Below are 23139 nucleotides of genomic sequence, written 5' to 3'. Positions count from 1 at the left end.
AAAACAGAGAATTCAGTTGTTAATGTTTTGAATTACATATTTCAACTAGCTATTTTTATACAACTCAATTTTCCTTCCCTCAAAATCTTCAATTACGGCCATGAATCCAAACTCTGTTTGTGTAGGAGGTAATACAAATACCATGTCTAAAGCTGTTAATTTTTGAATTTTAGCCTCGAAGTTGTCAATACCGAAGCCTAATCTTAGGTTTTTGTCTGCTTCGGTCTGGGTCTTTGTTAAAGGATAAATTTCTAAAACTGTTTTTCCGATACTTGCACTATAATGAAATGGTGAATTTCCGTGTTGATGATAGTCAAAAGTCAACCCGAACAGGGTGTAAAAATCGGATAGTTTTTTTGTGTCGCCTGTTCTTAAAACCAATAAACGTATTTCCATATTATACTTTTGTTTTTGAATTTTGCTGTTTATAGTCTGGGACTAAATTAAGTCTTTTTGCCTATGGATAAACTTTAGTAAACGGATTGTTTGTGGGCACTGCATCCTAATTCTGTCTTTGTGTAGCGGCATTGTAAACGTTTTATTTAGTCCAAAAATGTAAGCGGGTACTCGTCGCAGAGGAGCACCAGATGGATTCGGGACTAAATTAAACATTTGGCCAAATAAGAAACAAAACAACCCGTCTAAAGGCGGATTATTCATTAAAAACAATTCGTTTCAACTTTATCAATTAAGATTATTATTAGTATACTTGCTAAAAAAATAAAAAACAGAAATATGAAAAAAGCAATACTATGTGCATTTATTGCGATAAGTACTTTAATTGGCTGCAGTAGTGATGGTGACGAGGAGTATACCGAAGATAACTCGTTTAGTTTTAAAATAATTGAAACAAAAACATATTATAATAATGAAGGCACCTGGGAGGAAATAACAAATAGTGCATTGTATACAACAGATGATAGCCGTTTGTATTATGAAAAAAACACAAAATTATTGACATACGAATTCAGTAAAGGCTATTATACTCAAAGTCAGGTGACATTTGAAAATGGTAAATTTGTCAGTATTTATATGAATTTAAGCATTGGGTTAATTTCAAAACAGACCTACGAGAGAAAAAAAGGCTATATTGAATGTTTGGAATACAGCAATGATGAACTACTTTATAAGTATATATACAGAACAAGATGAAACATTATTATGTGTAAAAAACCGCTATTTGGCGGTTTTTTTTATTTAAAAGATCTAATTAAACCTTGTTTTCGGATTTGCCACAAGAGCCGATAGTGAACAGGCGAAGCAAATCATTTCAAATATAAATTAATTTTAAGGTAGTGCGAGACCGGTACTTTTATATGAGCGGATTATCCTTGGAGTTGCGTTACAAACGCTTTATTTGGTTCAAAAATGTAAAAGAGTATAAGAATCATGTTTTCTTTTTCTTTTTTTGGTTAGCAATGATAAAGTCTAAAGTTTTGAAAATTAGATCGGTTATATCAGGTTTTTCAATATTGCATTCCCAAGTCCATTTTTGGCGTGATTTTTCCGGATTGTTATTTAATTGCGCTTTAAGATATTTGGTATTGGCACGGATTTCAATTTCTTTGGGCTTTAAAGTTAAAACCTCAAAGCGTAAAAAGACTTTTTCTTTAAATTTTTCAAGCGGAATTTTTATTGAAAATTTCCCCTCTTTATCCGTCATTACATAATCCTGATTTCCCTTCACGAAAACTACCACATCCGGAATCGGAAATTTTACTTCATCTGTTACCTCTCCTCTAATTTCCCTATATTCAAAAGCATAGTTTTCAATTTCTTTATAAGTAGTTTCCTGAGAATAAAAATTTACGGTCATAAACAGGAATGCCAAAAGCAGGATATTTAAATGATTACTATTGTATTTTACACTCATATTTACGCTTACAATTTTTATTAAGTAGTTTTTTGTAACCTGAACTTCTAAAACTGAAGATCTTTTTGGCATTCTTAAACTAAAGTAATTTATTGAAAAAAACATTTTACAAACCATTACCACAGATTGTAAAGTTAAAAGTTTTTATGTTTTGGGTTATACAAAACGGTCTTATAAACAAAACAATTCGAATATAAATTAAAAAGGTAAATGGTAGGTTTTGTAATCATGATTCGTAAACAGGTTTTTAATAACAAAAGTAAACTCTTAAAAAACTAAAGGTTTCTTAAATTGGTTTGAATGTGTTTTTTCTTATTGTAAATTAGTGATTATGAAACTTTAATATAATAATTATGAAAACGAAAATAATTACAGTCGTATTATTACTGAGTTTTGTAATATCGACAAACGCTCAAAAGAAAATAAAGGTTACTGAATTGCCCAAACCGGCACAGGAATTCTTAAAGAAATATTTTAGCAATACATCAGTTGAATCAGTTAAAAAAGATGCAGAACACGGTGAAAAAGGTTATGAAGTCAAACTTAAAGATGGGACTGAGGTAGAGTTCTGGAAAGATGGTACTTATCGAGAAGTGGATGGAGACGACAAACCGATTCCAACCGCATTTATTCCAAAAGTGATAAAAGAGTATGTGGCAAAACATTATCCAAATGAAAAAATTACCCATATTGATTATGGTCATAAAGATCTGGATGTAGATTTAACAAATAAAATTGATCTCGAATTTACGAAGGAAGGAAAATTTATAAAAGGTGATAAGGTTAAAAAATAATTCCTGAATGATGTCGCTGGAAAGTAATGATACAAAAAAGCTCCATTAAAAATAATGGAGCTTTTTATAAATTTATAAGATAACTTAAGGTTGTTTACTGTACGTTTCGATTTCGAAAATTAAAGTTGCATTTGGCGGAATAACTCCTCCGGCACCTGCTTCTCCATAAGCCAGATTTGATGGAAGAAAGAATATTGCTTTATCACCGTCTGTCATCATATCGAGAGCTTCAATGAATCCCGGAATCATACCGTCTTTTTTTCCAACAGTGAAAGGAAAAGCTTTATAACCTCCTTGTGCATCTCTGTTTGCATTATATTTTCCGTATGCTTTTTCTACATTTGACATACTGCTGTCAAAAAGATTTCCGTCTTCAAAATATCCGGCATAGTGAAAATAAATTGTAGAACCTTCTGCACCTTTTACACCAGTTCCTTTTTTCGTCATTACATATTTTAAGCCAGATGCCGTTGTTACAGCATTTGCTTTGGTTGATGTAAAATAAGCAGCTTTGTCTTTAATTACTTTTTGGGACTCTAATTTTTTCGCCTCATCTTTTTTAACGTCCTCGGCTAAAACTTTTACGGCGTCAAATTTTTTGGCAGCAGCACCTTTTCGGGTAATAGTAATTTTTGTCATGATATCGTCCTGAACAATTTTATTTACATTGTCCATTCCGGAAACAACATGTCCAAAAATAGTATGTTTACCGTTTAACCATGGAGTTTCTTTATGGGTGATAAAAAACTGGCTTCCGTTAGTTGCAGGACCTGAATTGGCCATTGCCAGAATTCCGCCTTTGTCAAAGACTAATTCTTTAACAAATTCATCCTTAAAAGAAAATCCCGGACCACCTGATCCATTTCCGTCAGGATCACCACCCTGAATCATAAAATCATTGATAACCCTGTGGAATTTTAATCCGTCATAAAATGGTTTTCCCTTAAGTTTCTCGACTTTTACATTAGGATTTTTACCTTCTGCCAAAGAAATAAAGTTAGCAACCGTTACCGGTGCTTTTACATATTCTAAAGTCAGAACGATATCGCCTTTTGTTGTTGCAATCGTAGCAAAAATCCCTTCAGCAGGATTAGCTGTTGCGGCAGGTTTTGTTGTCGCTGTCTTTGATTTTGCTGCTGGTTTTTTAGTAGCTTGTGCCTGAATGTTAAGTATTGCAAGGCAAAATAAAAATAGAAATTTAAACTTCATTGTGTATTGATTTTAGTCAATGTTAGTTAAAAATAATTATTGTGGTTTTTCCAGTAATTGAACCTCGAAAATAATATTGGCGTTAGGCGGAATAACTCCTCCGGCACCTGTTTCTCCATAAGCTAAATGCGATGGGATAAAAAGGACAGCTTTGTCTCCAAAAGAAAGCTTTTCGATTCCTTCAATAAATCCCGGAATCATACCATCCTTGCGGCCTGCCTGAAATGGAATAGGCTGGTAACCATGTTGTTCACCTCTTGCTGCATCAAATTTTCCAAATAATTTGTTTACCTCTTCTAAACTAGAGTCAAATAAGGTACCATCTTCCAGAAAACCAGCATAGTGAATGTATATCTGAGTTCCTGTTGCAGGTTTTTTACCATTTCCTTTTTCAGTAATTACATATTCTAATCCACTTGAAGTTTTAGTAGCTTTTGGTTTTACCCCTGCATAATAAGCTACTTTTTCTTTTTGAACTCCTGAGTATTTGCTTCTCTCTTTTGCAATTTCACTGAAATAATCATGAAATACTTTTACAGCGTCAAACTTTTTAGCAGCTTCACCGTTTCTGATAATCTTTACAGCAATTAGCTGGTCATCTTGTTTAACCTGATTAACAACTTCCTGTCCTTTTTCAACGACATGACCAAAAATAGTATGTTTTCCGTCTAACCATGGCGTTTCAACGTGAGTAATAAAAAATTGACTGCTGTTTGTTCCCGGACCATTATTGGCCATTGCTAAAACACCGGCTTTGTCAAATTTTAAATCGGTAAATTCGTCCTTAAATTTATACCCTGTATCTCCTGAACCGGTCCCAAGAGGATCTCCGGTCTGAATCATGAAATTTTCAATAACCCTGTGAAATTTTAATCCGTCAAAAAAAGGTTTGTTTTTTAAATTTTCATTTACAAATTCATTTTTACCTTCGGCTAAGGTTACAAAATTAGCAACAGTTACGGGTGCTTTTTTATAATCTAACTCTACAATAATATTTCCTTTGTTTGTTTCTATTTCAGCATATAATCCATCAGGCAGATTACTGTGCTCGTCTTTGCAGGAATAAAATGAAGTAACGGCTAATAACAATAATAAAATACTTTTTTTCATTTTTGAAATGTTGTTTTTATGGGGTTAATGTGTCTTTTTTTGTTTCAATTGCAGTTTTAGTGCTTGTTGCTTTAGCAGGTGTAGTTGCAGTTGTTACTGGTCCTGCTTCAGGATCAGGAATAAAATTACGAAGTGTAACCGTACAGATTAACGATTCATTGGTTCCTATTTTTTTATTGTCTCCATGATATCCATAAGCAATATGTGAAGGAAACAAGAAAGTAACGGTTTCATTTTTATGCATTAATTTAATACCATCACGTAATCCCATCATGATATCTTGTTTGTCAACATAATACGTTTGTGGGCCAAGTTCAGCTTCAGAATATATGATTTTACCTTCAATGTCTTTTATTTCTAAATTAAAATAAGCGATATCTCCTTTTTGGGGTGTTTGTTGGGTATCGGTTAAATTTCTTTCGTCATAAGACAGCCAGTATCCTTTTCGGGTAGCATAGTATTTTACTTTCGGATTATTTTTGATGATATTTTTGATAACATCTTCTTCGCTTGCAACCAGTTTTTTATTTCTGTCAGCCGATTTTTTCATAAACGTTCCTGAAGCTTGAGAAACTGGTCTTCTGGCTTCTTCATGATGTTTACAACTAACAAATAAAACAGTACAAAGCAACGTATAAACGCTTAGTTTTATATAGTTCATAATTGATTTATATTTCTAATTTAATTACTAAATCTTCAAACTTTTTCAAAGTTTCTTCCATTGAAACTTCTGATTTTCCACCAGCAGCATTTGTGTGACCGCCTCCATTAAAATGATCTCTGGCAAACTGATTTACATCAAACCCGCCTTGTGACCGAAACGAAATTTTAATGATTTTTTCCTCTTTGTTTTCTATAAAAATGGCAGTAAAAATAATATCTTTTATACTTAATCCGTAATTTACGATTCCTTCTGTATCGCCTTTTACATAATTAAATGAATCTAGTTCTTCCTGTGTTAAAAAAGTATAAGAAGTTTTATGTTCTGAGAAAATTTTCATGTTCTGCAAAGCACGTCCTAATAATTGTAAACGGCCGTAAGAACTATTGTCAAACAATAAAACCGGTATTTCAGTATTTTCTACTCCTAAATCAATTAATTCAGCCACAATACGATGTGTGTTTCCTGTAGTTTTAGGAAAACGGAATGAGCCTGAATCAGTTAATATTCCAGTGTAAATGCAAGTGGCAATGGTTTTATCCAGATCCTCTTTTTTGTTGAGAAACAAAATAAAATTATAAATCATCTCACACGTAGAACCGTATGATGTGTCAGAGTAAGTGTAAGCTGCATAATTGTGTGGTTTTTCATGATGATCGATCATGATAAACGGAGCTGTCATCTTGGCTAAAGTATGTTCCATTTCACCGGTACGATGCAAAGCATTGAAATCAAGTGTAAAAATTAGCTCAGCTTCTTCTAATATTTTGGTACAGTTTTCAGTATCTTTTTCAAATATTTTTACCGTTTCAGAACCGGGAAGCCAGGCTAAGAAATTAGGGAAATCATTAGGCGCAATAACTGTTGGCTGATGATTGTTTTTTAATAAAAAGTGGTATAATCCTAATGTAGAACCCATGGCATCACCATCTGGGCCTCTATGTGGAATTATTGCAATTTTCTTTGGGGTTGATAGTAATAATTTTACTGCTTCAATATCTTGTATTTTCATAGTGTGCGAATTTACATTTTTTTAATGTAATGCTGAAATCATTTTACAGATTAACACACTTTTATGGATTTGGTTTTTCTTTGTCTGAAGTTTCAGGTTTGAGGTTTAAAACCCGTTCGATAAGAACGGCTTATTTTGCATCGTGTAGCAATTCGGATTCAGTTTGGAATTTGGTATTTCTAAAATTGGTATTTCATTTTACAAATGTTCTAATTCTTTTCTTTGTAATTTTTGATACAATTTGTATTTCGCACCTTTTACAATTTGCGATTTATAAATTCCCACAGAACCCGACGAAAAATAAGCAATCGTGCAAGCAAGAGCAATAAAAATTCCGGGCTGAATTCCAAATAATTCCATTCCCATAATAGTGCAGGCTACAGGAGTGTGGGTTGCGCCAGAAAATACAGCTACAAATCCCAGACCTGCTAAAAGTGCAATTGGCATTGGAATTATGATAAATAATGCGCTCCCTAAAGCGGCACCAATGAAAAATAACGGAGTTACCTCACCACCTTTAAAACCGGCACCTAAAGTAAAACCCGTGAATAAAATTTTAAGAAGAAAATCATACCATTCATTTGGGTGATAAAATGAGTCAACAATAAAAGGGACACCTAATCCTGAGAATTGTGTAAATCCAAAACCTCCAATTGCTATCGCTAAAATGATTCCTCCAATTGCAGGACGAAGTGGCGGATATTTAATGGTTTTAGAAAAAAGAGTTCCCCAAAGGTGAGTGCTTCTTGCAAATAGCAATGCAGTTAAACCCGATAATAGCCCCACAATTAGGGTGTAAAATAAACTGCTAAAATTTAATTCAGGAATAATAGGGATGCTGTAATGAGTATGTTTTACCTGCCAGAATTCAACAGTAAAATAAGCAGCATAGGCAACTACAAATGAAAGAAGAGTACTTTTTAAATTGATTTTGCTGAAATATAAAACTTCCAGAGCAAAAACGGCACCGGCTAAAGGTGTGCCAAAAACGGAGGCAAATCCTGCGCTGATTCCGAGGATAATCAAAATTTTTCTTTCGGAATTATCTAAATTGAAAAGCTTTGTAAATTGATCTGCGATAGCGCCGCCCATTTGTACAGCAGTACCTTCACGTCCGGCTGATCCGCCAAATAAATGTGTGATTAAGGTTCCTAAAAGCACTAAAGGAGCCATTTTAAAAGGGATCACTTCCTTAGGGTTTTCGTATTCTTCAAGCAATAAGTTATTGCCTTTTGCAACAGATTCTCCCCAATAATAATAGATCAATCCCACTAAGAAGCCGCCAACAGGCAAAAACCAGATAATCCAGTTGTGTTGAATTCTAAATTGTGTGACATACTCGAGTGAAACTAAAAAGAAAGCAGATGCTGATCCTGAAAGCAGACCTGTTAAAATACAAATCAAAATCCATTTGAAAATGGTCAGAAATATTTTTTTTAGTTGTCGAAAAGTCATTTATAATAAAAGTTTTGCCACGAATTTCACTAATTAAAACGAATTTTAAAAGTTTGTGTTTGTAAAATTTTAAATTCGAGTAATTGATTAACTAATAAAAGAAATTAAATAGTGATATTCGTAGCAAAATAAATTATTCCTGAACTACAGCAGTAAACTCAATTTCAACCAGATATTCAGGAGCTACCAATTTGCTGATTTCATAAAATCCTGTTGTTGGTTTTACATCCTTAAAAAAAACAGCATGTGCTTTTGCCACGTCTTCAAAAGTACTAATGTCAGTAGTAAAAATTCGGGTTCTGATCACATCTTTCATTCCAACGTTCAAATCTTCCAATACTTTTTCAATACGTTCAAGAATATTATAAGTTTGTGCATAAGCATCATCGGCTTTTACTTTTTCGCCATCAACAATAGCCACAGTGCCTGAAACTTCAATAATATTGCCAATTCTTACGGCACGACAATATCCCATTTTTTCTTCCCATGGTGATCCTGTTAAGATGTTTTCTCTTTTCATTTTATGTTTTTTTTGATTTGCTTTTTAAATTTAAAAACAAATTCCGGTTAATTAATTCTGTTGCAATTTATAAAATATGTAACTGATAAAAGCTGAATTTCTTTGAAATCACTTCGTGAATTTTTATTTTTTGTGATATTTTTAATTGATTTCAGACCAGGTAATGATGTTTTGATATTTGTTCAAATAGTAAAAAACGGTTTGTCTGAAAAAATCAAAGCATAAATTATTCTTTTGAATGTTTAGAAAATTTTGCAGGTTTTTGTTTCTAAAAATTAGCCTAATATATTGTTATAAATGTCATAAATTGGTAGTCAGGAATTAAATTATGCTATTTTTGCGACATCAAATTGTTGCTATTTATAAAATTTTCAAAGCCGAATTCGATAATACTTTTTCAATGAAGCACATTTTATTTTTCATATTATTAGTTACTTCCCTGACAGTTTCTGCCCAAGTTGATTTTAACTCCGGATTTAAAACGATACCTGCTCCCAAGTTTAGTGCTAAACCTAAAAAAAAGACAATTCCGGAAGTCAAAGATCCACAGGCAGAAAAAACGGATATTCCAAGTATTAAAACACCCAACGTTTTTGATAATACCAGTATAACTCCAAAATCTAAGTTTCAGATTGGGGAAGAAAAAAGCAAATTCACAATGTCAACAGAAAATGATTTTGCTAACCCGGGTGATCGTTATGTGGGTAAAATGGAAAAAGATTTAGATAAAGCATTAAAAGATGCCGGATTAAAAGAGGATGATCAGCAATTGGTTTTAAAAGATGTTAATTTTGGAGAAATTAGAACTAGTTCTGCTTATTTCGTTATAAAGTTTCGTGATTATGGGGCTATAGATGGTGATTTGATCAAAGCTGTTTTAAATGGAGATGTTGTTAAGGAAAGATTACTTTTAAGTTCTAATTTTCAAGAATTTAAAATATATTTTAAAGAAGGTTTTAATCCGTTTTTCATAGAGGCTCTTAATAAAGGAAGTCTTGGTGGAAATACAGGAGAATTTCAGATTTATGATGCTGAAGGAAATTTTATATTATCTGAAAAATGGAATAACTTTGAAGCAGGTGTCAAAGCAAATTTTTTAATTTACAAAGAACAAAAGTTACTTACTAAAAAATCTCAAAAAAAATAATTTTGCTTTGAAAATTATTTTTTTTTCGGACTTCTTAATTTTATCCTGATGTCTTATATTTTCAATGATTAAATCATTCTTTTTAATCGAAAAATCACTTTCTTTTTCTGCAATAAAGGCACTTATTTTTTTTAGTCTGGAACACATTAAATCGCCAATGTTTTTTTTCGAGAAAGAGTTTTCGATCGTTTGTTTGCCATTTAATTTTATATGTTCAATATGGGTATAATTATCGTATACGAACTTTAAAACTTTTTTTGAATTTTCGATATCAGGTTCAGCATACTCATAGCCCTGTTTAATAAAATCAGAATCTTTGTCCTGTATCATTAACTCATAGTGGATTAAGAAACTGTTTTGGTTATTCATGAATTCTAAATTCCCGGAATACCCTGTTCCAATCACTATTTTGTTTCTTGACATGGCTTCGGCAAGTGTCATTCCAAAGCCTTCAGCGCGGTGAAGTGAGACATAAGAGTGGCAGGAATCGATAAGCTGTATAAGCTCTTTTTTTGTATAGTCTTCGTTGATAAGGATAATCGATTTGTGATCTTTTGTCTGTTCAATAAATTTCTGATGTAAGCGTTTGTTCTTTTCCAGGTTAACGGTTTTTAGTATCAATACAACATTAGGGTTAGCAGAAAAGGTATCCAAAAAACATTTTATAAGGCCATCAGTATTTTTTCTTTCCGGTGTACTTAGTGAATCAAAAATGGATAAAAAAACAAATTTATCCTGTAATTCTATTTTTGGTTTGCTTTGTTCAATTTCAATACGTTCAATTAAATGAGGTATTTTTATAACGGGTTTAAACGAATAAGAGGCAAAAACATTTTGACAAAAACTGCTAGGTACCCATATTTCATCAAAAAGGGGCAGGAGGCTAACAAAATTTTCAGGAAGCTTATTAAATTCCCATGCCCAGTAAGCGATGTTGTATGTGTTTGATGCTATATTTATATCGTTATTTAGTAAAAAACAAGGAATATCATTAATATTTATATGATAGATGTTGATTATATTATCAGTAATGGAATCCTGTAAAGGTCCACCTTCTCTAATTAACTGAATATTATTCTCTATATAATTAATTTGGTTAAGAATAAAAGTACTGTCCCTTAATGCTGAAAAATTTGCTCTTGCAGCTTCAGAAATGCCTGAAGTTTTTGAAAAGGTGGCGTGATAATTAATAGTGATGTTTTCCATATTTTTAAGATCTCTTTTTGTAGAATTTGTTTTACGGGACTTCATGAAATTTGTTTTTAATGATTGTCCTTAATAAATATGTTCTACTTTAAATAGATGAAAAAATATGCAAAAGTTGCTTTCAAAAATGCTTAATTTTAATTTTTGAATGTAAGTGTTTTGTTTTTAGTGAATTAATGTGTGAGTTTTTAATCTCCTGCTCAGAATATTACAGAGGATCTGCAGTAACCCTAAATTTCATATTTGCTTTTACCGTTACATCTTTTGTTAAGGTTTCCTTTAATGTGACTTTTGTTCTTATTTTATAACTGTCTGCTTTAATGTACTCGTCTAATCTTTTATCCGTACAAATCAAATCAATCGAATTTGCTGTAGTGCTAATATTGTCCTGATAAGCTAATTCTATTTCGTTAGACTCTGTTGTTGAGATATACAAGTGTATTGATTTTAGAAATGTAAATGTTTTGTCTGAAGGATCAGAGATTACTAATTTTAAAGATCTAAGCTTAACATCTTTTACCAGGTTTGCTTTGGTTCTGTTATTTTCAAATTCAGAAGATGAATTTGTAGTAACTTCAGGAGTAATAATCTCCGAAGGTAAGTTGATTGGTGAAGTGCTATTAATTTTAATAGAAGCTTCATTTGAAATGCTGAAGGTTAATAAATCATCAACAACGTCACAAGAGGTTAAAAAAAGAGACAGGCAAACTGTCAAGGCAATAAGTTTTGACTTCATAGTTAAATTCAATTGGTTTTTTGTAGATACGAAATTGTTAGAATTTTAGATTTGTCTTTTTGTTTTAAATGCTGATTTTTTATTTATTATTTAAAGATAAGATGCCAGAATATTAGGAACTTAAGAGCCTTGTATTTAAAAAGAAAAAAAAATCAAAATTCAATTTTTCATTTTCGAATTTAAAAAGTATTTTTGCGCATGCAACACAACGTACTTATTTTAGATTTCGGATCGCAATATACTCAACTTATTGCGCGTAGAGTTCGCGAATTAAATATATTCTGCGAAATTTTTCCTTACAATCACTTTCCTAGTGATTTATCACCTTATAAAGCCGTAATTTTGGGAGGAAGCCCATTTTCTGTTCGCGGAGAAGATGCTCCACATCCTGATTTATCTCAAATTCGGGGCAAACTTCCATTATTGGCAGTTTGTTACGGGGCACAATACTTAGCTCACTTTAGCGGAGGTGAAGTAGCTGCTTCCAATACCAGAGAATATGGAAGAGCTAATTTATCTTATATTAAGGAGAATGAAGTTTTCTTTAATGGAGTTTCAGAAAACAGCCAGGTTTGGATGAGCCATAGTGATAGTATCAAAGCGCTTCCAACAAATGCTGTAAAATTAGCCAGTACTCACGATGTAGAATATGCAGCTTATAAAATTGAAGGCGAAACAACTTATGCAATTCAATATCATCCCGAAGTTTTCCATTCGACAGATGGATCAAAAATGCTGGAAAACTTTTTAGTAAAAATTGCCGAAGTTCCTCAAAACTTTACACCAAATGCTTTCGTAGAAGAAATGGTGGCGGAGCTAAAAGAGAAACTAGGAAACGATAAAGTGGTTTTGGGACTTTCTGGCGGAGTAGATTCTACTGTAGCGGCAGTTTTATTAAACCAGGCAATTGGTAAAAACCTTTACTGTATTTTCGTAAACAACGGATTGCTTCGTAAAAACGAATTCCAAAATGTATTAGATCAATACAAAGGAATGGGATTAAACGTAAAAGGTGTTGATGCAGGAGACCGTTTCTTAGGCGAATTAGCCGGAATCAGCGATCCTGAAACCAAACGTAAAACTATCGGACGTGTATTTATCGAAGTTTTTGATGATGAATCACATTTGATCGAAGACGTAAAATGGCTGGCACAAGGAACAATTTATCCTGATGTAATCGAGTCTGTTTCGGTAAAAGGGCCATCGGCAACAATTAAATCACACCATAATGTTGGTGGATTGCCGGATTATATGAAATTAAAAATTGTAGAACCACTTAGAATGCTTTTTAAAGATGAAGTGCGACGAGTTGGGGCTACATTAGGAATAGATCCTGAGTTATTAGGAAGACACCCTTTTCCGGGACCAGGATTGTCAATCAGAATCCTGGGGGATATTACTCCGGAGAAAGTTCAGATTTTACAAGATGTAGATTCAGTTTTTATTGAAGGGTTGAAATCATGGGGATTATACGATAAAGTTTGGCAGGCCGGCGCAATTTTGCTTCCTGTAAATTCTGTAGGTGTAATGGGAGATGAACGTACTTATGAAAAAGTAGTAGCACTTAGAGCTGTTGAATCAACAGATGGAATGACTGCTGACTGGGTTCATTTGCCTTACGACTTCCTGATGAAAGTGTCAAATGATATTATCAATAAAGTAAAAGGCGTAAATCGTGTAGTTTACGATATCAGTTCGAAACCACCTGCAACTATTGAGTGGGAATAATACGATATTTAAAAATAAGGTCTTACATTTGTAAGGCCTTAATTTTTTATAACCTACTATTTATGAGAGAACTTTTAACGATTTCTCTTGTGTTTATTTTGTCTTTTAACAAAATAGCTGCGCAAGATTCAATTATTGAACACAAAATTCAAAAAGGAGAAACCGCTTATTTTATTGCCCAAAAGTATAAGGTTTCTATTGATGAGATCTACAAGCTCAACCCCGAATCACAAAACGGAATCAAAGACAATCAAATTATTAAGATTCCTGTTCATACAGCACAAAAACAAAATTCAAACCGGCAAATAATCCATATTGTTGCCCAAAAAGAAACTCTTTTTGGCTTGTCGAAACAATATAATGTTTCTGTGGAAGCGCTTCAAAATGCAAATCCAATTCTTATCAATGGACTTCAGGTTGGTCAGGAATTGGTAATTCCGCAAAATACTTCAAAAACTGAAAATATTACTTCTTTAAAAGCAATACATTTGGTTGTAGCTAAAGAATCCTTATTTAGTATTGCCAGACAATATAATGTTTCTGTGCAGGATCTGGAAAGCTTAAATAAAGGTCTTCTTCAAAACGGATTGCAAATTGGCCAGACAATCGCAATTCCAAACAAAAGAAAAACGCTCGATGGAAGAGTTCGTGTAATTAATCAGGAAACAATTTTTCATGTTGTTGAAGCTAAAGAGACTAAATTTTCTATTGCCAAAAAATATAACATCTCTATCGATCAGCTGGAGTCTCAAAATCCTGAAATTGTAAACGGACTAATTGTTGGAAATAAATTAGCGATCAATACAAAAGAGATTAAGCCAACAAACGAAAGTGAGGAACTGATGCTGGCACTTGCTGAAAAACAAGTTGTTGTTGAAAAAACTAAAGCAAAAACCATAGAAATCGATGATTTAAAAGACAGACTGATTGTTCAGAAAGAAATGAATGAAAAGATCATAAAAATCAATGATTTGAAACTGAACCTGAATGATATGAACGGCTCTAAAGAGAATTCGGTTGAAAAGCTGCGTTTAGTTTTAGAAGCAAATAAAAATGTTCAGGATATTTTAATGACAAAATTAGATTCTTTGGTTACTACAATGAACAATGACTTGGTCGAGTTGAAAAGAATGGATGTGCTGAATGTTAATGAATCAAAGCGATTAGAAAAGCAATCGTATGAAAGTATTGGTAAAACAAGTGAATTATCTTCTCAATTAAAGAAAGAACTGGCAGAAAACCGAAAAGCGTATGCCGGTTTAATGAATAAAGTAGAAAGAATTGCTCTTGAAGAAAATCAGGAATATAAGAAAAAAATCCGCGAAAGCGAAAAAAAGAACAGTACTACATCTATTCAGCAAAGACTTTCTTTAGAAGAAATTAAACGTTATAAAATCCAACAGGAGCAAGGTGATGCTCAAAATCAGCTCTTGATTGCTAAAATTGATTCATTGGATAATCAGAAAAAAATTGAGGTAAAAAGGCATATCAGTAAAGCTTCTTTTTATAGTATGGAAGCAAGAAAATTTGATGATAAACTAGCTTTGATGAAACTGAAAAAATATCAGGATGAAGCGATTAAAAATCATAACGTATCTGATTCAGAAGAAAAATCTAAAATAATTTCTCTGGAAGAAATGAAAAAGGAGCTTAAAGAAAACCCGTTTAAAAATGAAAAAAATGTAAAAATTGAAGTTTTTGATAATTTAAAAGAAGTTTCGAATGGTTATTATCTGGTTTTGGGTGCATTTTCAGATCCAGAACCAAGAGATCAATTAATAATGAAACTAATTGATTCGGGAGATTTTAACGCCAGTTTCTTTTTTAATATAAATAGTCTTTCTTATTATGTGTACTCGGATAAATACAATAATATGGAAGAAGTTCTATATCAATGCAAGAAAAGAGAAGAAGATGAGTTATATAAAAATGTTATTATTGCAAAGGCAGAAATTGATCTCAGATAATAATTAGTAAAGAATTAACTTTCGGACTGATTTTTGTTTTGAACATAAATTAGTATCTTGTTCACATTAAACAATAATTGTTTTTAACATCTATTATGAAATATTTTTTCACCCTGTTTTATTTTGTTTTTTTTATTACGTGTTCTGCTTTTTCTCAGGGAAAAGTAAGTAAATACACAGTGTCAAATGGAGAAACAGTCAATCAGATTGCACAGAAATTTAAGGTTACGCCTTATGATATTTACCAGTTAAATCCGGATGCCAGAAATGGAGTAAAACCTAATACAGTTTTATTAATTCCGAGTAATAGCAATAAGGATGTGTCTGTTAAAAAAGAAGTTACAACTGCCAAAAACGTAACTTCTCAAAAAGGAGGAACGCATGAAGTTCAGCCAAAAGAAACACTTTTTGCAATCGAAAAAAAATACGGTGTTTCTGATGAAGCACTAAAGGCTGCAAATCCGTTTTTAGTAACAGATGGTTTACAAATTGGCCAGACATTAGTTATTCCTTCAAAAGGAGCATTGCCAAAAACAAAAACAGCTGCTAAGACAATCAAGGAAATAGCCCAGGAAAAATATGTATATCATGATGTTCAGCCAAAAGAAACTAAATATTCAATTGCAAAACAATACAAAACTACTGTTGAGGATTTAGAAATGCGTAATCCGGATATTGTTGCTAATTTACCGGTTGGATATAGATTGATCATAAAAGGAATTGCACCTAAACAGGAAGGTATGCCTCTGCCGGTTGTAAATAATGAGAAACCTGCTGACACTAAAAAACCTGTTGAAAATTCAAAAAAAGTAACTACTTATATGGAGTATCAGGTTAAGCCAAAAGAAACTTTTTATAGTTTAGGAAGAACTTTTCATATAACTCAGGAAGAATTAACAGAACTAAATCCAGCACTTTCTGAAGGTGTAAAAGAAGGAATGGTTTTAAAAGTTCCGTCAGGATATGTAAAACCAGTTCCAATCGTTGTACAGCAGCCAGTTGAAAAAACTGAGGATAAACCAGTAGAGAGCAGAGAAGAAGCGCCTTCAGGCGGAGGAATAAAAATCCTTGAAAAAGTAAAATCTGAAACTGTTTCTGCTGATCCGCAAGTGGTTGAGCTAAGTAAAAAAAGAGGCAACAACGAGCGTAAAAAGGTAGTTTTACTATTGCCTTTCAATTTGGCAAAAATGCAAAATGATACGCTAAGTCCGGCTACCCGAATTAAAAGTGATAAATTTTTGAACATGACTCTTGATTTTTATTCAGGAGCAATGATGGCAATTGACTCGGCAAAAGTTTTAAAATTGCCTATTGATATTTCAATTTATGATTCACAGGAAACGAAAAGCACATCAAATATTTCTAGTTTGATTTCGCAAAATAAATTGCAGGATGCTGATGCGGTTATCGGTCCATTCTATCAAAACAATGCAGAAGCTACGGCAAATTCATTACGAATGTACAATGTGCCTGTAATTTCGCCGTTGTCAAAAGATTCAGCCAACCCAATTGGTAATTTGTACCAGTCAATACCGTCTAATGACATTGTTAGAAATACTATTTTTGATTACATGCGCTCAAAAAACGGTAATATTGTAGCTGTAGTTGACAAGAAAAAAGAATCTGTAATCAGTTACATCAAACAAAATCAAAAAGGAGTTATCTTAGCTTCTTTAACAGAAACTGGAGGTTTGGATGTAGCCAATCTGAAAAGTTTATTAGTGCCGGGCAGAATAAATTATGTCGTAATGGAAACAGGTAATACTGCAATGATTAAGACAACCATAAAAGCTTTGATTGACGCTCAGAGAACTTGTCAGGTGCAATTGGTGATTTTGGAACCAAATAGTACTTTGGATACAGATGAGATTAGTTTTGAAAACCTGGTGAAATTAAAATTAATGTATCCGTCTGTTACCCGGGAAAGTGATGAATCATCTGTATTGATTTTTGAAAAAGAATACAAGTTAAAAAATAAAGTAAATCCAAATACTTATGCAACCCGCGGTTTTGATGTAACGTTTGATACCATGATGCGTCTGGTTCAGGGAAAAACATATCAGGAAACAACAGATTTAATGACAACAGAACAGGTTGACAATAAATTTCAATATTATAAAAAAGAAGATGGTGGACACGCTAACAAAGGTGTTTATATTTTATATTACGATTCAGACTTAACTTTAAAAGTAGCAAATTAATGACATCAAAAGTAACCTATTTAGGCGATTTAAGAACAAAATCTGTACATGTACAATCCGGAAGTGAAATTATTTCAGACGCACCACTAGACAATAACGGTAAAGGTGAGGCATTTTCTCCAACAGACACAGTTGCAAATGCTTTAGCCAGCTGTATGTTTACTATTATGGGAATTAAAGCACGTGATTTAAACGTAGATTTAGTTGATTCGACAGCTGAAGTAACTAAAATTATGAACGCTGAGCCAAGAAGAATTGGAGCAATCGAAATTGTTTTTGAACTGATAAGCAATGCAGATGAAAAGGGCAGAACAATTTTAGAACGAGCGGCAATGACTTGCCCTGTTTTTTTAAGTTTAAATTCTGATATCGAAAAGAGAATTACTTTCAACTGGAAATAGAAAATATATTAAATAAACAAGGAAGCAAGAAAAGAAGTATTTTTTTCTTGCTTCTTTTCTTTTTAAAATGGAACAAGACAAAAAACTTCTTATAAAATTAGCTCATACCAAAATGCCCTTTGGGAAATATGAAGGCCGTTTTTTAATTGATTTACCCGAATATTATGTAGTTTGGTATCATAATAAGGGTTTTCCAAAAGGAGAATTAGGGCAGCAATTGCAACTTATTTATGAATTAAAATTAAACGGACTGGAAGAACTGATTCGGAATATTAAAAAACAATATCCAAAGCCTTTAAAATAGGTTTTTGCTTTTTTCTATGAACATATATCAGAATGTAACAAGGGTATTTTAACAATAATTAAGTTAGTGAGAAAATTACTTTTTAAATGTTAATAACTTTGTGGTACTGTAGGGGTTTCGAATTTTCGTTTCTCTATTTTTGTGAAAATTAACATAAAACCATATGGAAAAAAATTTACAATCAAATGCAGGTCAGGGAATGGGCGTTGCTGCTTTAATATTAGGTATAATTGGTACCATTACGGCTTTTATTCCTTGTTTTGGTTTAATTGCAATCATCTTCGGAGTGCTGGCAATAGTTTTAGGGGCAATTGGAGTGTCTCAGGCTAAAAAAGAAAATGCATCTACAACAATGCCAAAAGCAGGTTTGATTCTTGGAATTGCTGCTACAGTATTTGTAATTATTTGGGTTTTAATCGTAGTAGGAACTATTGGCGCAACTGCTATTGCTCATAAAGATGAGATATCTGATGCTATCGATTCTATAAAAGTAGAAGCGAAAAAAATAGAAATACAAGATTCATTAAATAAAGAAGCGCATATTGTAACAGATACTACTGTTACGGTTGAAGAATAAAAATAATTACACTTTTAGTGCCACAGATCAAATCTTCTTACGAACAGGAATCTTATAAAAAGATAAACATAATTTTTGCACTGTTAATTATGTTTATTTTTTTGTATTCTTACTTATCACCTTATATGAGTTTTAGATTGAGCTCTTCCTGTGATGGATTACCGCAAACTTATTGTAAAAGCCGTGGCTTGACAAGAGCTTTTTCGCAGATTCTGAGATTGAATTTTGAGAAAGCAATACTGTTTAATGTTTATAGCATAAAAGTTTTTTTATTTTTCCTTGTTCAATTGATAGTTAGGTTTTTTTTAAATGTCATTGTCAAATTGTCTAATTTTAAATTGTTAATTTTTTCTGATGTAATTTTTAGTTTGCTGTTCTTTCTTTTTTCATTTTATGATTTAGTATTGATTTAATTGTTTCTAAAATCAGATGATTGTTTAAAAAAATAAGAATTGTGAGATAGAAAATATTGATTATGGAAACAATTCGTCTTCTACCTGAAAATTTGCAAAATTATCTCATTCCTGAATAGAGAAATTGTCTAATTTAATTTGTACTTTTGCCAAGTTTTTTACACAACTACAATACAAACAACTACAGAATGAATCAAACAAAATATATTTTTGTTACAGGAGGTGTGACCTCTTCATTAGGAAAAGGAATTATTGCGGCATCTTTGGCTAAATTGTTACAAGGAAGAGGATATCGTACCACTATTCAGAAATTTGACCCATATATTAATGTAGATCCGGGAACATTGAATCCGTACGAACACGGAGAATGTTATGTAACGGACGATGGTGCAGAAACTGATTTGGATTTAGGTCATTACGAGCGTTTTTTGAATGTTCCTACTTCTCAGGCGAATAACGTTACTACAGGAAGAGTTTATCTTTCGGTTATTGAAAAAGAAAGAAGAGGAGAGTTTTTGGGAAAAACGGTTCAGGTTGTTCCTCATATTACAAATGAAATTAAAGACAGAATGCAATTGCTTGGTAAATCAGGTGATTATGATATTGTTATTACTGAAATTGGCGGAACTGTGGGTGATATTGAATCGTTGCCTTATATAGAATCTGTTCGTCAATTAGTTTGGGAATTGGGTGAAAATAATGGAATTGTAATTCATTTAACTTTAGTACCATTTTTGGCTGCTGCCGGTGAGTTAAAAACAAAACCAACACAGCACTCTGTAAAAACGTTGATGGAAAGTGGTATTAAAGCAGATATTTTGGTTTGCAGAACAGAGCACGAATTGTCTCAGGAATTGCGCAATAAATTGGCTTTGTTTTGTAATGTAAAAAAAGAAGCAGTTATTCAATCTATCGATGCTTCAACAATATATGAAGTTCCAAATTTAATGCTTGAAGAGGGATTAGATGTTGTGGCTTTAAAAAAATTAGATTTACCTAAAAAAGCTGCTCCGGATTTAAAAACATGGAACACTTTTTTACGCCGATTAAAAAATCCTAAACAGACCGTAAATATTGGTTTGATTGGGAAATATGTAGAAATGCAGGATTGTTACAAATCTATTTTAGAAGCTTTTATTCATGCCGGTGCTGCAAATGAAACTAAAGTGAATGTAATTTCTATACACTCAGAACATATCAATATTGATAATGTTGAAGAAAAATTAGGTCCTCTTGACGGTGTTTTAGTCGCTCCCGGTTTTGGTGAAAGAGGTATTGAAGGGAAGATTGAGGCAGTTCGTTTTGCACGTGAAAATAATATTCCATTTTTCGGAATTTGTTTAGGAATGCAAATGTCGGTTATCGAATATTCAAGAAATATTTTGGGCTATGCTGAAGCGAATTCTACCGAGATGAATGATAAAACCAAACATCCTGTGGTAAATTTGATGGAAGACCAAAAAACAGTTACAGATAAAGGAGGAACAATGCGACTTGGAGCATGGAAATGCGATATTAAACCAAATACGCTGGCACACAGAATTTATAGTGAAAAAACGATTTCTGAGCGTCATCGCCATCGTTATGAATTCAACAATAAATATAAAGAGGAATTAGTAAAAGCGGGCTTAATTGCATCGGGAGTTAACCCTGATACTGGTTTGGTAGAAATTGTAGAACTTGAAAACCATCCATTTTTCATTGGTGTACAATACCATCCTGAATATAAAAGTACTGTAGCAAACCCACATCCAATTTTTGTGAATTTTGTGGCTGCAGCTGTAAATACGCATAAAAAATAATATTAATATTACTGAAGGGTGTAACTTTTGAGTAAAACTCATAACTAATACTCTAAAACGAATAACTTTTTTAAACTATAATGGAAGAAAAAAAATTTGACCTTAATTCAATCATTGGTTTTGTATTGATATTTGGAATCCTTATTTGGATTATGTACCAGAATAAGCCTTCTGAAAAAGAGATTGCTGCTGAAAAAGCCAAGAAAGAATTAGTCGCTAAACAACAAGCTCAGGGGAAAGCGGATAAAACTAAAACTGCTGTTTTGCCTATTGCTGCAACTCCTGGAGATACTGTTCAGCTGGCACAATTGCAAAAAACATTAGGGGGTTTTGCTTACTCGGCTACACTTCCGTCTGCAAAAGAAGCTTATACAACTATCGAAAACGAAAAGATTAAACTTAAAATTGCTAACAAAGGCGGTTATATTGTTGAAGCAACATTAAAGGAGTTTGAAAGATTTGAAAAAGGTTCTAAACAATTAGTAGAATTGATTAAAGACAATAATTCTAATTTAAATATTCAGTTACAGACAACGGATAACAGGACTTTAAATTCTAAAGATTTGTTTTTTGAGCCAACAGTAACTAAAGTTGGTGCAGATCAAATTTTATCAATGCGTTTGAAAGCTGGAGCTAACGAGTTTTTAGAATATAAATATATCCTGAAACCAAACGATTATTTAGTTGGTTTTGATGTTCGTTCTCAGGGACTAAATAAAGTTTTGAATTCTTCTAAGCCATTAGATTTACAATGGGATTTAAAAACTTACAGAAATGAAAAAAGCATTTCTTATGAGAATCGTTACGCTGAAATCTACTACAATTACGAAGAAGGAAAAGAAAGTTATGTAGGTCAAGGTGATCATAAAGAAGAAAAGCCCGAAAAAGTTGACTATATAGCGTTTAAGCAACATTTTTTTACTACAATCTTACAAACAAATACTTCTTTCGAAAAATCACAGTTAGTTTCTGAGAATTTGGTTAAAGATGAAAAAATCGATACAGTTTTTACAAAGCAATTTAAAGCAACTGTTCCTTTAGCATTTTCTAACGGAGAGATTGATTATAAAATGAGCTGGTATTTTGGACCTGCTGATTATAAAGTATTAAAATCGTACGATAAAAATTTCGAAAAAATTATTCCGTTAGGTTGGGGAATTTTCGGATGGATTAACAAATGGGTTTTTATCCCGCTATTTGGATTCCTGAGCTCAACAATTGGATTGTCATTAGGAATTGCCATTATTATTTTTACTATTCTTATTAAATTGGCCATGTCGCCAATTACTTATAAGTCATTTTTATCGCAGGCTAAAATGAAAGTCTTGCGTCCTGAAATTACAGAGTTGGGAGAAAAATTCAAAAAAGACCCAATGAAGAAACAACAGGAAACAATGAAGCTATATAACAAAGCGGGCGTAAACCCAATGGCTGGATGTATTCCTGCATTGATTCAGCTTCCTTTTATGTATGCATCGTTTCAGTTCTTTCCGTCAGCTTTTGAACTAAGACAGAAAGGTTTTCTTTGGGCAAATGATTTGTCTTCTTTTGACTCGGTTGTAAAATTGCCATTTCATATTCCATTATATGGAGATCATATCAGTTTGTTTCCAATCCTGGCAGCAATTGCAATTTTCTTCTATATGAAAATGACTTCAGGCGATCAGCAAATGGCAGCTCCACAGCAGGAAGGTATGCCAGATATGGCGAAGATGATGAAGATCATGATTTACGTTTCACCATTAATGATGTTGATTTTCTTTAATAGCTATGGTGCCGGATTGAGTTTGTATAACTTTATTTCGAATTTAATTACAATAGGGATCATGTTTGTAATTAAAAACTATATTGTTGATACTGATAAAATTCATGCTCAGATTCAGGAAAATAAACAAAAAGAGCCTAAAAAACCAAGCAAGTTTCAACAGCGTCTTCAGGAAGTTATGGAGCAGCAGGAAGCAGCTAAAAAAACTCAAAATAAAAAGAAATAATCTTTTACAGAATTAAAAAAAGGTCGAAATTA

21 protein-coding genes are annotated in these 23139 nt (G+C 32.6%); 11 read left to right on the top strand and 10 right to left on the bottom strand.

Features of this window, described 5'->3' with window-relative positions:
• Positions 1-45 precede the first annotated feature (45 nt).
• A complete protein-coding gene (locus FLACHUCJ7_RS24825; protein ID WP_180910921.1) occupies positions 46-396 on the bottom strand; it encodes a VOC family protein in 351 nt (116 codons plus the stop codon).
• A 339-nt stretch (positions 397-735) separates the two neighbouring features.
• Here FLACHUCJ7_RS24825 and FLACHUCJ7_RS24820 point away from each other — a divergent pair, with 339 nt between their 5' ends.
• Entirely contained in the window at positions 736-1152 is a 417-nt protein-coding gene (locus tag FLACHUCJ7_RS24820; protein WP_180910920.1) for a hypothetical protein, read from the top strand.
• 235 nt (positions 1153-1387) lie between these two features.
• Here the strand turns inward: FLACHUCJ7_RS24820 and FLACHUCJ7_RS24815 are convergent, their stop codons facing one another.
• Entirely contained in the window at positions 1388-1945 is a 558-nt protein-coding gene (locus FLACHUCJ7_RS24815) for a carboxypeptidase-like regulatory domain-containing protein (RefSeq protein ID WP_180910919.1), read from the bottom strand.
• Positions 1946-2226: 281 nt separating this feature from the next.
• Here FLACHUCJ7_RS24815 and FLACHUCJ7_RS24810 point away from each other — a divergent pair, with 281 nt between their 5' ends.
• Positions 2227-2667, top strand: coding sequence for a PepSY-like domain-containing protein (locus tag FLACHUCJ7_RS24810; protein ID WP_180910918.1), 441 nt, complete (start codon positions 2227-2229; stop codon positions 2665-2667).
• 84 nt (positions 2668-2751) lie between these two features.
• Here the strand turns inward: FLACHUCJ7_RS24810 and FLACHUCJ7_RS24805 are convergent, their stop codons facing one another.
• The 6 genes from FLACHUCJ7_RS24805 to FLACHUCJ7_RS24780 all read right to left on the bottom strand — a co-directional run bounded on the left by FLACHUCJ7_RS24805 (position 2752) and on the right by FLACHUCJ7_RS24780 (position 8634).
• On the bottom strand, positions 2752-3876 hold the full coding sequence (locus FLACHUCJ7_RS24805) for a peptidylprolyl isomerase (RefSeq protein WP_180910917.1): 1125 nt from the start codon (positions 3874-3876) through the stop codon (positions 2752-2754).
• A 36-nt stretch (positions 3877-3912) separates the two neighbouring features.
• A complete protein-coding gene (locus FLACHUCJ7_RS24800) occupies positions 3913-4986 on the bottom strand; it encodes a peptidylprolyl isomerase (protein ID WP_180910916.1) in 1074 nt (357 codons plus the stop codon).
• Positions 4987-5002: 16 nt separating this feature from the next.
• A complete protein-coding gene (gene gldI / locus FLACHUCJ7_RS24795) occupies positions 5003-5647 on the bottom strand; it encodes a gliding motility-associated peptidyl-prolyl isomerase GldI (RefSeq protein ID WP_180910915.1) in 645 nt (214 codons plus the stop codon).
• 7 nt (positions 5648-5654) lie between these two features.
• A complete protein-coding gene (locus FLACHUCJ7_RS24790) occupies positions 5655-6659 on the bottom strand; it encodes a DHH family phosphoesterase (RefSeq protein WP_180910914.1) in 1005 nt (334 codons plus the stop codon).
• A gap of 198 nt (positions 6660-6857) precedes the next feature.
• Complete coding sequence (locus tag FLACHUCJ7_RS24785) at positions 6858-8114, bottom strand: chloride channel protein (RefSeq protein WP_180910913.1); 1257 nt, start codon at positions 8112-8114, stop codon at positions 6858-6860.
• A gap of 133 nt (positions 8115-8247) precedes the next feature.
• The gene (locus FLACHUCJ7_RS24780; RefSeq protein ID WP_078229692.1) at positions 8248-8634 is read right to left on the bottom strand and encodes a RidA family protein; all 387 of its coding nucleotides are present in this window, start codon (positions 8632-8634) and stop codon (positions 8248-8250) included.
• A gap of 337 nt (positions 8635-8971) precedes the next feature.
• Between FLACHUCJ7_RS24780 and FLACHUCJ7_RS24775 the strand changes: the two genes are divergently transcribed.
• Positions 8972-9781, top strand: coding sequence for a hypothetical protein (locus FLACHUCJ7_RS24775; RefSeq protein ID WP_230408909.1), 810 nt, complete (start codon positions 8972-8974; stop codon positions 9779-9781).
• On the opposite strand, the gene FLACHUCJ7_RS24770 is transcribed toward FLACHUCJ7_RS24775, so the two are convergent.
• Both FLACHUCJ7_RS24770 and FLACHUCJ7_RS24765 read right to left on the bottom strand, forming a co-directional pair.
• Positions 9752-11032 (bottom strand): glycosyltransferase, encoded by a 1281-nt coding sequence (locus tag FLACHUCJ7_RS24770; protein ID WP_180910912.1) that lies wholly within the window; start codon positions 11030-11032, stop codon positions 9752-9754. The genes FLACHUCJ7_RS24775 and FLACHUCJ7_RS24770 overlap by 30 nt on opposite strands.
• Before the next feature lie 163 nt (positions 11033-11195).
• Complete coding sequence (locus tag FLACHUCJ7_RS24765) at positions 11196-11723, bottom strand: hypothetical protein (RefSeq protein WP_180910911.1); 528 nt, start codon at positions 11721-11723, stop codon at positions 11196-11198.
• A 198-nt stretch (positions 11724-11921) separates the two neighbouring features.
• On the opposite strand from FLACHUCJ7_RS24765, the gene guaA reads away from it, so the two are divergent.
• From guaA to yidC, 8 genes are all read left to right on the top strand, one after another.
• Positions 11922-13451 carry a glutamine-hydrolyzing GMP synthase gene (guaA, locus tag FLACHUCJ7_RS24760; RefSeq protein ID WP_078229689.1) on the top strand — a complete coding sequence of 510 codons (1530 nt, stop codon included), beginning with the start codon at positions 11922-11924 and terminating at the stop codon, positions 13449-13451.
• Between the two features lie 62 nt (positions 13452-13513).
• Entirely contained in the window at positions 13514-15418 is a 1905-nt protein-coding gene (locus FLACHUCJ7_RS24755) for a muramidase family protein (RefSeq protein WP_180910910.1), read from the top strand.
• Positions 15419-15513: 95 nt separating this feature from the next.
• On the top strand, positions 15514-17619 hold the full coding sequence (locus tag FLACHUCJ7_RS24750; RefSeq protein WP_180910909.1) for a PBP1 and LysM peptidoglycan-binding domain-containing protein: 2106 nt from the start codon (positions 15514-15516) through the stop codon (positions 17617-17619).
• A complete protein-coding gene (locus FLACHUCJ7_RS24745; RefSeq protein WP_180910908.1) occupies positions 17619-18020 on the top strand; it encodes an OsmC family protein in 402 nt (133 codons plus the stop codon). The genes FLACHUCJ7_RS24750 and FLACHUCJ7_RS24745 overlap by 1 nt, the downstream gene beginning before the upstream one ends.
• Before the next feature lie 67 nt (positions 18021-18087).
• Positions 18088-18324: a DUF3820 family protein gene (locus tag FLACHUCJ7_RS24740; protein ID WP_031454937.1), complete on the top strand. Its 237-nt coding sequence runs from the start codon at positions 18088-18090 to the stop codon at positions 18322-18324.
• Between the two features lie 163 nt (positions 18325-18487).
• A complete protein-coding gene (locus tag FLACHUCJ7_RS24735; RefSeq protein ID WP_180910907.1) occupies positions 18488-18901 on the top strand; it encodes a hypothetical protein in 414 nt (137 codons plus the stop codon).
• A gap of 601 nt (positions 18902-19502) precedes the next feature.
• Positions 19503-21116 carry a CTP synthase gene (locus FLACHUCJ7_RS24725; protein ID WP_180910905.1) on the top strand — a complete coding sequence of 538 codons (1614 nt, stop codon included), beginning with the start codon at positions 19503-19505 and terminating at the stop codon, positions 21114-21116.
• An 80-nt stretch (positions 21117-21196) separates the two neighbouring features.
• Positions 21197-23107, top strand: a complete 1911-nt coding sequence (yidC, locus tag FLACHUCJ7_RS24720) for a membrane protein insertase YidC (protein WP_180910904.1) — start codon at positions 21197-21199, stop codon at positions 23105-23107.
• Positions 23108-23139: the final 32 nt, after the last annotated feature.

Origin of the sequence: Flavobacterium salmonis (genome assembly GCF_903819435.1) — a bacterium.
Classification (GTDB): Bacteria; Bacteroidota; Bacteroidia; order Flavobacteriales; family Flavobacteriaceae; genus Flavobacterium; species Flavobacterium chungangense.
This window is presented reverse-complemented; position numbering and strand designations above follow the sequence as displayed.

Coding starts and splice junctions, on each gene's coding strand:
- FLACHUCJ7_RS24765 (WP_180910911.1), bottom strand. CDS start 11,723: ATGAAGTCAAAACTTATTGCCTTGACAGTTTGCCTGTCTCTTTTTTTA.
- guaA (WP_078229689.1), top strand. CDS start 11,922: ATGCAACACAACGTACTTATTTTAGATTTCGGATCGCAATATACTCAA.
- FLACHUCJ7_RS24815 (WP_180910919.1), bottom strand. CDS start 1,945: ATGCCAAAAAGATCTTCAGTTTTAGAAGTTCAGGTTACAAAAAACTAC.
- FLACHUCJ7_RS24735 (WP_180910907.1), top strand. CDS start 18,488: ATGGAAAAAAATTTACAATCAAATGCAGGTCAGGGAATGGGCGTTGCT.
- FLACHUCJ7_RS24805 (WP_180910917.1), bottom strand. CDS start 3,876: ATGAAGTTTAAATTTCTATTTTTATTTTGCCTTGCAATACTTAACATT.
- FLACHUCJ7_RS24820 (WP_180910920.1), top strand. CDS start 736: ATGAAAAAAGCAATACTATGTGCATTTATTGCGATAAGTACTTTAATT.
- yidC (WP_180910904.1), top strand. CDS start 21,197: ATGGAAGAAAAAAAATTTGACCTTAATTCAATCATTGGTTTTGTATTG.
- FLACHUCJ7_RS24825 (WP_180910921.1), bottom strand. CDS start 396: ATGGAAATACGTTTATTGGTTTTAAGAACAGGCGACACAAAAAAACTA.
- FLACHUCJ7_RS24810 (WP_180910918.1), top strand. CDS start 2,227: ATGAAAACGAAAATAATTACAGTCGTATTATTACTGAGTTTTGTAATA.
- FLACHUCJ7_RS24740 (WP_031454937.1), top strand. CDS start 18,088: ATGGAACAAGACAAAAAACTTCTTATAAAATTAGCTCATACCAAAATG.
- FLACHUCJ7_RS24785 (WP_180910913.1), bottom strand. CDS start 8,114: ATGACTTTTCGACAACTAAAAAAAATATTTCTGACCATTTTCAAATGG.
- FLACHUCJ7_RS24790 (WP_180910914.1), bottom strand. CDS start 6,659: ATGAAAATACAAGATATTGAAGCAGTAAAATTATTACTATCAACCCCA.
- FLACHUCJ7_RS24750 (WP_180910909.1), top strand. CDS start 15,514: ATGAAATATTTTTTCACCCTGTTTTATTTTGTTTTTTTTATTACGTGT.
- gldI (WP_180910915.1), bottom strand. CDS start 5,647: ATGAACTATATAAAACTAAGCGTTTATACGTTGCTTTGTACTGTTTTA.
- FLACHUCJ7_RS24745 (WP_180910908.1), top strand. CDS start 17,619: ATGACATCAAAAGTAACCTATTTAGGCGATTTAAGAACAAAATCTGTA.
- FLACHUCJ7_RS24725 (WP_180910905.1), top strand. CDS start 19,503: ATGAATCAAACAAAATATATTTTTGTTACAGGAGGTGTGACCTCTTCA.
- FLACHUCJ7_RS24755 (WP_180910910.1), top strand. CDS start 13,514: ATGAGAGAACTTTTAACGATTTCTCTTGTGTTTATTTTGTCTTTTAAC.
- FLACHUCJ7_RS24770 (WP_180910912.1), bottom strand. CDS start 11,032: ATGAAGTCCCGTAAAACAAATTCTACAAAAAGAGATCTTAAAAATATG.
- FLACHUCJ7_RS24780 (WP_078229692.1), bottom strand. CDS start 8,634: ATGAAAAGAGAAAACATCTTAACAGGATCACCATGGGAAGAAAAAATG.
- FLACHUCJ7_RS24800 (WP_180910916.1), bottom strand. CDS start 4,986: ATGAAAAAAAGTATTTTATTATTGTTATTAGCCGTTACTTCATTTTAT.